15 protein-coding genes are annotated in these 10639 nt (G+C 56.7%); all 15 read left to right on the top strand.

Annotation, left to right across the window (positions count from 1 at the left end; translation table 11 throughout):
* Positions 1–104: 104 nt before the first annotated feature.
* The 15 genes from M655_RS25405 to M655_RS25335 are packed head-to-tail and all read left to right on the top strand — an operon-like array spanning position 105 to position 10573.
* The gene (locus tag M655_RS25405; RefSeq protein ID WP_286085928.1) at positions 105–251 is read left to right on the top strand and encodes a hypothetical protein; all 147 of its coding nucleotides are present in this window, start codon (positions 105–107) and stop codon (positions 249–251) included.
* Between the two features lie 54 nt (positions 252–305).
* Positions 306–1100 (top strand): hypothetical protein, encoded by a 795-nt coding sequence (locus tag M655_RS25400; RefSeq protein ID WP_026558390.1) that lies wholly within the window; start codon positions 306–308, stop codon positions 1098–1100.
* Positions 1101–1118: 18 nt separating this feature from the next.
* Positions 1119–1538: a group I intron-associated PD-(D/E)XK endonuclease gene (locus M655_RS25395; RefSeq protein ID WP_051353977.1), complete on the top strand. Its 420-nt coding sequence runs from the start codon at positions 1119–1121 to the stop codon at positions 1536–1538.
* Between the two features lie 3 nt (positions 1539–1541).
* Complete coding sequence (locus M655_RS25390) at positions 1542–2549, top strand: hypothetical protein (protein WP_026558389.1); 1008 nt, start codon at positions 1542–1544, stop codon at positions 2547–2549.
* Positions 2546–4639 carry a DNA polymerase gene (locus tag M655_RS25385; RefSeq protein ID WP_026558388.1) on the top strand — a complete coding sequence of 698 codons (2094 nt, stop codon included), beginning with the start codon at positions 2546–2548 and terminating at the stop codon, positions 4637–4639. Before M655_RS25390 ends, M655_RS25385 begins: the two co-directional genes overlap by 4 nt.
* A 17-nt stretch (positions 4640–4656) precedes the next feature.
* Positions 4657–5619, top strand: a complete 963-nt coding sequence (locus M655_RS25380; protein ID WP_152344141.1) for a hypothetical protein — start codon at positions 4657–4659, stop codon at positions 5617–5619.
* A complete protein-coding gene (locus M655_RS25375) occupies positions 5619–5879 on the top strand; it encodes a hypothetical protein (protein ID WP_026558387.1) in 261 nt (86 codons plus the stop codon). Before M655_RS25380 ends, M655_RS25375 begins: the two co-directional genes overlap by 1 nt.
* Positions 5879–6109, top strand: a complete 231-nt coding sequence (locus tag M655_RS25370) for a hypothetical protein (RefSeq protein WP_026558386.1) — start codon at positions 5879–5881, stop codon at positions 6107–6109. Before M655_RS25375 ends, M655_RS25370 begins: the two co-directional genes overlap by 1 nt.
* The gene (locus M655_RS25365) at positions 6109–6696 is read left to right on the top strand and encodes a 3'-5' exonuclease (protein WP_026558385.1); all 588 of its coding nucleotides are present in this window, start codon (positions 6109–6111) and stop codon (positions 6694–6696) included. Before M655_RS25370 ends, M655_RS25365 begins: the two co-directional genes overlap by 1 nt.
* A complete protein-coding gene (locus M655_RS25360) occupies positions 6696–6881 on the top strand; it encodes a hypothetical protein (RefSeq protein WP_026558384.1) in 186 nt (61 codons plus the stop codon). The genes M655_RS25365 and M655_RS25360 overlap by 1 nt, the downstream gene beginning before the upstream one ends.
* A gap of 55 nt (positions 6882–6936) precedes the next feature.
* Entirely contained in the window at positions 6937–7395 is a 459-nt protein-coding gene (locus M655_RS25355; RefSeq protein ID WP_286085927.1) for a crossover junction endodeoxyribonuclease RuvC, read from the top strand.
* Positions 7395–7607, top strand: coding sequence for a hypothetical protein (locus tag M655_RS25350; RefSeq protein ID WP_026558382.1), 213 nt, complete (start codon positions 7395–7397; stop codon positions 7605–7607). The genes M655_RS25355 and M655_RS25350 overlap by 1 nt, the downstream gene beginning before the upstream one ends.
* The gene (locus M655_RS25345; RefSeq protein ID WP_026558381.1) at positions 7604–7804 is read left to right on the top strand and encodes a hypothetical protein; all 201 of its coding nucleotides are present in this window, start codon (positions 7604–7606) and stop codon (positions 7802–7804) included. The genes M655_RS25350 and M655_RS25345 overlap by 4 nt, the downstream gene beginning before the upstream one ends.
* A gap of 53 nt (positions 7805–7857) precedes the next feature.
* Positions 7858–10092 carry a ribonucleoside-triphosphate reductase, adenosylcobalamin-dependent gene (nrdJ, locus tag M655_RS25340; RefSeq protein WP_081414795.1) on the top strand — a complete coding sequence of 745 codons (2235 nt, stop codon included), beginning with the start codon at positions 7858–7860 and terminating at the stop codon, positions 10090–10092.
* On the top strand, positions 10067–10573 hold the full coding sequence (locus tag M655_RS25335; RefSeq protein ID WP_152344140.1) for an HNH endonuclease: 507 nt from the start codon (positions 10067–10069) through the stop codon (positions 10571–10573). The genes nrdJ and M655_RS25335 overlap by 26 nt, the downstream gene beginning before the upstream one ends.
* Positions 10574–10639 lie beyond the last annotated feature (66 nt).

Raw genomic sequence — 10639 nt, 5'->3', positions numbered from 1 at the left:
CGTGTATCGGGATAAAGTCGGCGCGCAACGCTTACGCCGTCTTGCGGACGCGGGAAATTCCGGTGTCCGAAACGAGAAAGATACGAAAGGAGCGCGATGTAACGATGGCACAACGTAATCGGCGAAGGGGCCGCCGCCCCGACCGCCAGCCGCCGCAGTTCAAGATGTTCCAGGTGTTCCGCGTTAGTCGAGTGCCGGACGGGCCGCTCGGCGACCGCCTGATGGCGTGGATGCTGCGCGACTATAGCTGACGCTGTATTGCGCGGTGTAACGAAACCAATACGATAAGGGAGCGATGTTGTACGATGAGTATTTTTACGAAGCGCGGTTCCGAAGCGGTTGCGTCCGCAACAGCGGAGAAGGACGGAGGCGGTAGCGCCCTGGTGGCGTTCCCGTCCGGTACGACGCTCAAGGTGCGTGTGAAATCCGCCGAGGATTCCGCCGAGTATTACGGATACTCGATCTTTAAAAAGGTGAATACGTTCGTCCCCGAAAAGCCTGCGGAACGTAACGCGAAAGGGTTCATTACGGGGAACCCGACGGTGTGGGACCGCGCGGCCGACTACTACTACGGACTCGCTAAGAAGGCGCGTGAGGCTGGCGACGAGGCGGCCGCCAAGGAACATTCGGACGCTGCGTACCTCTTCAAAGGGAAGCCGCGCTACCTGATGGGTTTCGGATCGCTCGAAACCGGCGAGGACATCGTAGTCGATTTGTCCGCGAAACAAGCGAAAACGATCATCGCCGCCATTCAGAAGTACGCGAAAAAGCTCGACAAGATCGCGTTCGAACTGTCCAAGTCCGGTTCTTCCACGGACACGGCCGTCACGCTCACGCCAATCCTCGACATGGACGAAGACCTGACGGATGCCGAGCGCGCAAACTTCGCCAAGTGCGGCGAGAAACCGTTCGATTTCGCACTGTTCGAGGATTGCTTGTACGTCGCGGACGAGACGGAGCAGATCAAGAACCTCGTCGTGGCCGGATTTGACATCGGGATCCTCGGACTGACGCTCGGGGCAGGCGCGAGCACAGGCGGTACAACTCCGGACGCGACCGATAAACCTATCGAAATCTCAGACGATGACTTGCCGTTTTAGGCGAAGGGAGGCGGACGGATGGCGAGCCATACGAGCAACATCGGAACTCACGCGGAACTAATCGCCATGACTGCGCTCCTTGCGGCAGGCTACGAGGTGGCCGATCCGGTCGCGGCGGAAGTGTACGATTTGGTCGCGAAGGAGCCGGGGTCGGGCGAATGGCAGACGTTCCAGGTGAAGTCGCTCCGGTTCCGGGCGGACAAGGGCGGAGATAGCGGCTACTACGTGCTCAACGGAACGCGCAATAGCGGCGAAACGTATGGGCCGGACGAGGTCGACTACATGATCGGCGTGGCGGGTGACGCGTGCTACATCGTGCCGTGTACGGGTCAGAGCGAGTATTGGGCGGCTGCGGGCGCGATTGACGAGAAGTGGCGGAAGTTGACGGTGGGAATGCGGACAGGCTCCGAAAATAAAACGATGATGGAGGCGGTTTAGTATATGATGACGACAATTGACGGAGTTCAATATCGTGAGGTAGCGCGTAAGGCGCAGGTTGGCGAGAAGATCAAGATTGTAGACGCGGATTCTCCGTTTAGGACGTACAAAGATGGCGATGTGTTTACCGTTGAATTAGTTTTCACTGATGAATGCTGTGTTAAAGAGCACGGAACAATCGTGTTCCACAGCGAATACGTCGTCCTGGAACCGGTCGCTCCCGCAGACATCATCGTTCACGACGGCAAGCAGTACCGCAAGGTCGACCGTCCTGTTCGCGAAGGGGATGCGTTCGTTGTCTGCACGACCGATGAATACACGTTCCTTACCAAGGGGAAAGTGTACGCGGTGAACGGAATCGATGGCGAGGACGTGATGGTTACGGACGATGACGGGGATGAACTGTCGTTGGATCGCGATGACAACGAATATCTCGTACTCGAACCGGTAGCTCCGTCCCTGTCCGCACTCGAAACGGAACTTGCCGCGACCAAGGCGAAGGTTGCCGAAATGGAGGCGCAACTGGCGGAGGTTAAGCGTGTGGAGGCGGAAGCACAGCGATTGAGAGTCGGGGATTACGCGAAGGTCGTACAATCCGGACACGGTAATTACGGTAAGATCGTTAAAATTACGCGAGATGACCGACCGGGGCAGTACGTATATGGTACGGAACACCTAAACGGAGTGGGCGCCGACATCCACACGCCGAGCCAATTGACTCGCGCTACTGACGAAGAAATTACGGAGGCCAAGCGGAAACTGGAACTCCACGAGATCGAAGCGAAATGGCACGCAATCGGCCGCGAGGTGGGCGAGTTTAAGGTCGGTGACTTCGCTCAAGTGGTCGATAGCCCGTGCGCGTTGCCAGACGGATCATTCTTTGAGGTAAAGCACGTCCGGGGAGGTAACGTCTACGATCACGAAGGTTTTGTTTATATGCTCCCACATAAGCAGCTTAAACTCGTTGCCCCCGTCGAATCCGTCGTAAACCTGCGCGGTGACGCAGCGTGAACGTATCCCTCCGTTTAAACCTCCGTTCCCCAACGGCCGAGTCCGCAGAGGCCGCGAAACGGGTCGAGGTGGCGGTCGAGCGGAAGAAGGCGGCCGAGACGATCGAGCAGGCGTGGGAACGGATTCTCGCGATGAAAAACTCTGATACGGACCGAGAACGTTTGCTTGCGGTAAAACACGCGATGGAGTCGGGTACTTTAGGCGGTTACCCGACCGATGGCAAGCGGTTTAGCAAGGCGGAGGCGCTCCGGTTATGGGCGGAGTTGAACGAGCGGCAGAAGGCGGACAAGTTGGCGGAGATGGTACGGAACACTCCGCCTCACTACCGCCTCATCCAAACGGTCATGCAGATGGACGAGTTGGTGGCGGACCTCGCGAATGAGTCGATCGTCGCGGTCGATACGGAGACGACCGGGCTGGACTACTACGACTCAGATGTGATCGTAGGCGTTTCGCTGACGCTTCCGAACGCGAACTATCACGTTTACATTCCGGTCGGGCACGATGAGGGCGAGCAGTTGGAGCGTGAATATGTACTTGCGCGGCTGAAACCGGTGTTGGAAGACGAATCGGTCGGCAAGGTGCTTCACAATTACAAGTTCGACGCGCACATGCTCATTAAGCACGGGATTCGGATGCGCGGCCTCCGGTGGGATACGCAGATTGCGATGCACATTCTGAACGAGAACGAACCGTCGTATGCGTTGAAGAATCTCGCGACCCGGTATCTCAAAGAGCCGAGCGATACGTTCGAGCAACTATTCGGAAAGGCGCAATTCAGTACGATTCCGCTGGATGTAGCGCTAGTTTACGCTGCAAAGGACACGGACTTGACCTGGCGACTGTACCGGTTCCAGCGCGAGCACTTTAAACGGCTACCGAAGTTACTGGACGTATATGAGCGGATCGAGAACCCGCTGATCGACGTTGTACTCGATATGGAGCGAACGGGCTTCGTATTGGACGCGGAGCACGCCTCCAAGTTGGGCGAGGACTTGCGCGGACAGCTCGCGGATGTCGAGCGGCAACTAGCGATCCACTTCGGAGACATCAACTACAACTCGCATGTGCAGCTAAAGCCCGCAATCGAGGCGCTTGTTCGCGAAAAGATCGACTCCACCGATGTCAAAACACTAAAGGCGTTACAAGATCGGCACGATGCGGTCAGGTTGCTGCTCAAGTATCGCGAGTTGACGAAGCTCCTCGGCACGTACGTCGAGGCGTTACCGCAGCAGGTTCGCGGAGACGGCCGCATCCACGCGAACTTTAACCAGGCGGCGACCGTTACCGGACGGTTTTCGTCGAACAATCCGAACTTTCAGAACCAACCAAAGTACGCGCGTAAGATGTTCGTCGCGCCGCCCGGCATGGTCATCTTGTCAGGTGACTTTTCGCAGCAGGAACCACGATTGCTGGCGCACTTTAGCGGAGAGCCCGTACTGATCGAGGCGTACCGCGCGGGTAAGGACTTGTATACGACGGCGGCGGCGGAACTTTTCGGGATTCCCGAAAGTGAGTGCGGAGACGGCTCGAAGTACCGCAAGATGCTGAAAACTGGCATCCTCGCGGTCATGTACGGCACTGGACCGAAAACGCTGGCGGGACAACTCGAAATCAACGAAAAGGAAGCCCGCGATTTCATCGCGCAGTTCTACGCGAAGTATCCGAATGTGAAAGCGTGGATTGACGGAAACGAACGTTTCGCGAAAAAGCACGGATACGTCGAGATGCTCTACGGACGGAAGCGGAGACTGCCGGAAGTGCGCTCGCGTGACCGCTACGAACAGTTCCGTGCGCTGCGCCAGGCGACGAACGCAATCATCCAAGGGTCGGCCGCGATACAAACGAAATTGACGATGATCGCATTGGATGCGTTGTGTAAACGTAAAGGTTGGCAAATGGCGTTTTCCATCCATGACGAGATCGGTTTGTACGCGCCGAAAGATATTACGCTCGATGACGTTCGTGAGTTCGAGTCGGTCATGTTAAACACTGTTACGCTCGCGGTGCCGAACAAGACGGACATTGAGATTAGCGAACGGTGGGGCGAAGGAAAAAGTGTGAAGGAGTGGTTTGCATTAGCGGAATAACAACGGATTTCTTGGCGATGATGGATCGTTGGCATGCAGCACCCGAAGTTTGGGACGACCAACTGGACGCACTGATCTGCGAACAACAGGCGAAAATTCTCCGGACGCGACGCTACTTCGACTTTAAGTCGCAGCCGTACTTTTCGCCATCGAGCGCTAACGCCGATAAACGTGAGCTCTACGAAAAGTTACGCGGAGCCAAGCGCGACGTGCAACCGAAACCGCCGCACCAAGGACGTTGGACGCGGTTGGGAACGGCAATTGGCGGAATGATCCAGCGCGACCTTCTGTTCATCGAGCGCCATTACGAGCGGACATTTGGTGAGGCTCCGCCATTCACGGTCGAGCGTACGTCGGAGGGCTATCCGGCCTGGGAGGATTTCGCCACGCGCCTCCACGTCGTGGAGCATGACGGCCACCGGTTCGCCCTCTACGGGAAGCCAGACGGAATCCTCCGTTACAAGGACGGTCGCCGCGTTGGCCTCGAAATCAAGTCGAAGCAGACGACCGCGAGCAAGACCGGCTCCATGCGCGAGGCCGAAGGCAAGCACGTCGCGCAGACGGTCGGCTACTCGGAAATGTACGGCACAGCGGCGGAGCCCCTCGACGACTACCTGATCGTCTACGTTAATGCCGCGAAAAAATCATGGGCGATGACGGAGGAGGAATACGCGAAGAGTCCGGACCTGACCGCCTTCCACGTCACGATCACGCAAGATGATCGGATGGCGCTGCTCGACGAGTTGGCTGGCGTTGTGCGTGCGGTCAAGGACGGAACACCCCCGAAACTCGACCTCGACCTGTGGACGTTCAACTCGTACAAGACCGCGTGTGCCCTTTCGCTCACAGACGAGGAGTTTGCGGAGATCGGCGGTCAGGTTCGCGCGATGCTTAAGTCGCGGCAACCGGAGTGGCGCAAGCAACAATATTACGACGCGTACGAGTTTATCAAGGCTCTGCGCGAAAAGGGGGTGGCGTGATGATCGATTATACAAAATTTCCGAAAGCAGCCCTCAAACAGACATTTGTTTTCGGATGGGCGGATGAAGACGATAACGACTTTGTGGTTGATCGTACGGTACTTAGTTCTGGTGATGAGGTATACGTACTAGGGGTCGCATTCTATCAAGACGCAGTAGGCGCGGAGAAAGGCAAAGTATATATCGTATATTCCGAAGAACACCGCGAGGCTACTGTTATGCACGAATGCCATCTGGACATGCCAGAGGTGACCGCCTGATGCCGCAGGTACCCGCCGAGTTCATCGACCGCGCCCACGAAATCGAGGAAAAGTACGATGACATCCGCGCATCCGTCCGCGTCGCCACCGATGACCTGCGCCAACTGGCCGCGACGCTGCATACGGAGGATCACGATAGCATTTACGACGCGCTCGTGGACATTGCGAAGGCGCTCGAACGGGATGCGGGGATACACCGCGCCAATACGCAGCAAAAGGAGGCGGAGTGATGAGCAAACTTTACACGTTCATCGACTTGGAAACGACCGGACTCGACTATCGGACGGATCAAATCATCGAGATCGCGGCTGTAAAGACGGATTTGGAGCGTGAGTATGGACGGTTTCAGACGTTCGTACGTCTCGAAGAGGGACGCGAGTTGCCGGAGCTTATTACGGATTTGACGGGAATTATTAAGGAAGACTTACACGACGACTTGTGGGGCGATTGGTCTGTTATTCCTCTCGCGTGGTTTATCGGGGAGTCTACGGCCGTTGCACATAACGCCCCGTTCGACCTTGCGTTCCTGCACGCACATAATATTCACCCGGAGTCTTTCGTCTGCACTCGCGCCCTCGCCAAACTCGTTGAGCCAACGGAATTGCCTTCACTAAAGGACGTATGCGCACGCCACGGGGTTGACCTGACCGGACACCATCGCGCGATGAACGACGTACTCGCAACCATCGAAGTGTTCCGGAAATTGGCGCCGATTGCGGAGGCTCGCGGAATCGAGTACCGGAATGTGGTCGTAAATTCGCCGGAACGACCGCTCACGTTCGTTCCGTATAACGCAAAAGTCGTGGAGGTGGATTAATGTACAGGGTGAAGGTGTTTGCGGGGTTTGACGAGTGTGGCTATCTGCTCCGCCCTTGGACAGATGTGCCTTGGCAGTTTGACACGTACGAGGCGGCGCATAGGGTGGCGGAAAAAGCCCGCGAGGGTTCCTCGCTAGGAATCTGGTTCCGCATAGAGGAGGTGCCCGCCAATCGCGAAGGATGACGTGTACATCGGACTCGACCTCTCGCTCGCCAGCCCCGGTTTCGCGGCGATCGGAGTGCGGAACAGGCGACCGCGACTCCTCGCGGCAACGCACGTCAAAACGGGAACGGACGAGAATTACGCGCAACGTTACGAAGTGATCGAGGCGTTCACGACACTGTTCATTCGCGAGCAATTGCGGGCGGGGCCGATCAAGGCGATTATCCGCGAATCCCTCCCGCCATCCCGTAACGCCCGCCTGCCGCAGACGATTTACGGGGCGTGGGCGGCGGTGGATCGCGGCTTGCACAAGTATGGCGTGGAGGTCGCGGACGTAATTTCGCCGACCGACATCAAAAAACGCATAGCCGGTAGCGGCAAGGCGGAGAAGGCGGACGTGGCGAAGGGCGTGCGGAAATTGCTCGGGCTGGCGGAGGACTACCAGTTCGCGACCGACGATGAATCCGATGCGTGCGCGGTGGTGTTGGCGTGGTTGATCGGACAAAATTTGATTGACGTTAAGGAGGCGGAATGATGCACACATTTCTCGCAGGACTCGCGATTGTCGCCGCGACTATTGCGTTGTGGTTCGCAGGCGTTTCTATCACGGCATGGCTCGTATCAACGCTCGTCTCATTCCTGTTCACGGTAGACTTCGGATTTTGGCAGGCGTTTGCGGCGATTCTGCTGCTCGGCGTGTTCAGCAACATCGCGTTCAGCGGACTGCGCCGCAAGACGAAGGAATGACGCGAGGGTTCGACGACTGGTCGGCTCCGTTCGCCATCCGCAACCTGCGGTATCTCCGCGATGAGTTGGCGGATGTCGAGCGGATGATACCGGAGGCCCGGCGGAGGTGCTTCGACTTGGTAACGCGCAGGCACGCGCTGATCGACGCGATTAACGATAATGAACGCTATATACGCGAAGGAGACGATGTGGATTGACGCAATTGCTGACGGATGAGTTTATCGGACAATACCCGGAAGCCCCGGCGCATATGAACGAGTTGGCCCAGTTCGTGTACTACCGGACGTACTCGCGATGGCTGCCGGAGAAGGGGCGACGCGAGAACTGGCGCGAGACTTGCCGGAGGGCGGTCGAATATAACGTGGGGCTGACCGCCAAACATTACGCCAAGATCGGGTACGCGGTGCCGTGGGACGAGTTGCGGGCGGAGGCGGAAGCGCTGTTCGACGCGATGTTCAATCTGCGGCAGTTCTTGAGCGGCCGGACGATGTGGGTCGGCGGTGCGGAAGGCGGAGTCGCGGAAAAGTATCCGCTGGCCAACTTCAATTGCTCGTTCTTGAACATTCGTAGTTGGGCAGACCTCGGCGATATGTTTTATCTGTTGCTTGTAGGTACTGGCACCGGATTCAAGTGTACGAAGGAGATGGCGGCGGGCCTCGCACCTATCCGCACGAACGTGACGTTGATTAACGCGCCATACGAACCGGTTCCGAAAGAGCGCCGACTTGAGCGGACGAAGATTACCGAACTCGATAACGGATACGCGAAGATTTACGTCGGAGACAGCAAGGAGGGGTGGGTCGAGGCCCTGCGCTACTACTTCGAAGTCCTGACGGAGCCGCGTTACGAGCACGTCCATACCGTAAAAATCTCGTACAACTCCGTCCGGCCGAAGGGCGAGCGTTTGAATACGTTCGGTGGAACCGCGTCCGGCCACGAACCACTCGCGGAAATGTTCACGGGGATCGACCGCGTGCTCAAGAACGAGATTGATCCGTCGCTGGAACCGTTGGAAATAGCGTATCCTGACCCACTCGGTCTGTTGTACGCCGAAGACGAGGGTCGACGTTATGGTGACTACCGTCGCGTCCGTCCGATCCACGTTTTGGACATCGGAAACCTCATCGGCGCGAACGTGGTGGTCGGGGGCGTGCGCAGAACGGCGGAAGTGTTTCTAATGGACGCGGATGATTACGAATGCATGCTCGCAAAATACGGTATTAACGGATTGTGGACGGAAGAACAACTCGAAAGACATCGTAAGATCGGCGAAATGCTTGAGGCTATCAGCAAAAAGCCGAAATGGTTCGACGACATCACGAAGGTGGGGGACGGGCGATTCGGACTCGATCACCGTCGAATGAGCAACAACTCCGTCTGGTTCGAAGAAAAACCGTCGCGAGAAATGCTGAACCTTATCTTTGAAATTATGCAACTTGAAGGCGAACCCGGCCTGGGGAATGCAGCAGAAGCACGACGCCGTCGACCGAACGCGGAGGGTGTTAATCCGTGTTTTGAGATACTCCTCGATTCCTACGGAGTCTGCAACTTGACCACCGTTAACATTATGCAATTCGTCAACTATCATTCGGACGGTTACGTTTATCTCGACATTCCCGCGCTGCTCGACGCACAACGCCGTTCCGCCCGCGCTGGCCTCCGCATGACACTCGTTACGCTCGAACTCCCGCATTGGGACGCGGTTCAGCAGCGCGACCGACTCCTCGGCACTTCGCTAACCGGCGTTAAGGATGCGGTAGCCGCCGTAGGGCTTTCCGAATGGCAGGAGCGCGACCTCATCGAATTACTCGGCGCCGTCGCACGGCAAGAGGCGGACAAGTACGCGAAGGAGCTCCGAGTCAATGCGCCACTCCTCGTAACCACGGTCAAGCCCGAAGGCACGTTATCGCAGGTCGCGGGCGGAGTATCGTCCGGCCTCCACTGGTCGCACTCGCCGTACTACATCCGCCGTATCCGGATTAACGCGGCCGATCCGTTGGCGCGCGCAGTGATCGACCTCGGATGGCCGGTCCATCCCGAAGTGGGAACGCCAGGCGATACGCACGAGGAACGTATGGCGAACGCCCGAACGCTCGTCATCGACTTTCCGGTAGCGTCCGGTGCGACTCGTACGAAAGACGACGTGAGCGCGGCGGAACAGTTCGAGACGTACTTCCGGTTCCAGCGGTATTACACCGAGCACAACTCGTCGAACACGATTACGGTGCGCCCGCATGAATGGCCGGAGGTCGAACGGATCGTGTACGAGAACTGGGACGATTTCGTAGGTGTGAGTTTCTTAGCGCTTGATGGTGGCACATACCAACTCGCGCCGTACGAGGCATGCTCCAAGGAGCACTACGAAGCATTAAAAACTAAAATGAAACCTTTCGATCCTACGGTTTTGCAAAAATACGAAACCGATGGACTCAGCGATCTAGAGGGGGCTGACAGTTGCGATGGAAACGTTTGTCCAATCAGATAAGCAGTTTTACATTATCGCCAGTGATGGATCGAAGTTTCTAGTCGACGAGGTCGGGTACAACCTCGCCAGTAAATTTAAGTGGAACAGGATGAGAAATGGATATGCGCGCACTTCAATCCATGTAGATGGAAAATGCGGAGTACTCTTGTTGCACAGGCTTATTATGAAAGCAGAAAAAGGACAAGTTGTTGACCATATTAACAGGGACAGAAGTGACAATAGGAGTGTTAATCTCCGGTTTGTAACGCCAAGCCAGAATATGGTTAACACAAAATTAAGGTCTGATAACTCTAGTGGATATAGAGGGGTATGGTGGAGGAGAGATGTCGGTAAGTGGCAGGCGCTTATCCGTTTTAATGGAAAGAAGATGTGCGTCGGACATTTTTCCAGCAAGCACGACGCGGCCCGTGCTTATAACGAGGCAGCACGTAAATACCACGGTGAGTTCGCGTTTCAGAACGTAATCGAAGAAACTGAGTAAAGGCGGGCGCCACCCGGCGCTCCTACCGGCTCCGGCCGGTCAATAATCCGAAATCCGAAAGGTGGC

The sequence above is a fragment of the Brevibacillus sp. NSP2.1 genome, assembly GCF_000470975.2.
Classification (GTDB): Bacteria; Bacillota; Bacilli; order Brevibacillales; family Brevibacillaceae; genus Brevibacillus; species Brevibacillus agri.
This window is presented reverse-complemented; position numbering and strand designations above follow the sequence as displayed.

Coding starts and splice junctions, on each gene's coding strand:
- nrdJ (WP_081414795.1), top strand. CDS start 7,858: ATGAACGAGTTGGCCCAGTTCGTGTACTACCGGACGTACTCGCGATGG.
- M655_RS25365 (WP_026558385.1), top strand. CDS start 6,109: ATGAGCAAACTTTACACGTTCATCGACTTGGAAACGACCGGACTCGAC.
- M655_RS25350 (WP_026558382.1), top strand. CDS start 7,395: ATGCACACATTTCTCGCAGGACTCGCGATTGTCGCCGCGACTATTGCG.
- M655_RS25405 (WP_286085928.1), top strand. CDS start 105: ATGGCACAACGTAATCGGCGAAGGGGCCGCCGCCCCGACCGCCAGCCG.
- M655_RS25400 (WP_026558390.1), top strand. CDS start 306: ATGAGTATTTTTACGAAGCGCGGTTCCGAAGCGGTTGCGTCCGCAACA.
- M655_RS25375 (WP_026558387.1), top strand. CDS start 5,619: ATGATCGATTATACAAAATTTCCGAAAGCAGCCCTCAAACAGACATTT.
- M655_RS25380 (WP_152344141.1), top strand. CDS start 4,657: ATGATGGATCGTTGGCATGCAGCACCCGAAGTTTGGGACGACCAACTG.
- M655_RS25390 (WP_026558389.1), top strand. CDS start 1,542: ATGATGACGACAATTGACGGAGTTCAATATCGTGAGGTAGCGCGTAAG.
- M655_RS25345 (WP_026558381.1), top strand. CDS start 7,604: ATGACGCGAGGGTTCGACGACTGGTCGGCTCCGTTCGCCATCCGCAAC.
- M655_RS25360 (WP_026558384.1), top strand. CDS start 6,696: ATGTACAGGGTGAAGGTGTTTGCGGGGTTTGACGAGTGTGGCTATCTG.
- M655_RS25395 (WP_051353977.1), top strand. CDS start 1,119: ATGGCGAGCCATACGAGCAACATCGGAACTCACGCGGAACTAATCGCC.
- M655_RS25370 (WP_026558386.1), top strand. CDS start 5,879: ATGCCGCAGGTACCCGCCGAGTTCATCGACCGCGCCCACGAAATCGAG.
- M655_RS25335 (WP_152344140.1), top strand. CDS start 10,067: ATGGAAACGTTTGTCCAATCAGATAAGCAGTTTTACATTATCGCCAGT.